This window comes from Citrobacter sp. VF227 (assembly GCF_052950715.1).
The window spans coordinates 1-255 of the sequence record NZ_JBRFVF010000757.1; the positions used below are offsets into that span (position 1 = coordinate 1).

The 255-nt window shown below is 47.1% G+C and carries 1 protein-coding gene; it reads left to right on the forward strand.

The window, feature by feature from the left end; all coding sequences use genetic code 11:
* Window positions 1-50: 50 nt before the first annotated feature.
* Window positions 51-255: helix-turn-helix domain-containing protein (locus tag ACU8YC_RS28855; RefSeq protein WP_446896491.1), on the forward strand; the 205-nt coding region annotated here is incomplete at its 3' end.

Consider the following 255-nt stretch of genomic DNA (forward strand, 5'->3'; position numbering starts at 1 on the left):
CACCCAACATGTTGTTTCCTTAAGGTTCTCACACCAGAAAGAACATCAACATGCAGAGCAGAGAGGACTTTTACATGATAAAGCAAATGCGCCAGCAGGGTGCGTACATTGTCGATATTGCGACTCAAGTGGGTTGCTCTGAACGGACTGTCAGACGCTATCTCAAATATCCTGAACCGCCAGCCAGAAAGACCCGCCACAAAATGGTTAAGCTGAAACCATTTATGGATTACATCGACATGCGCCTGGCAGAGA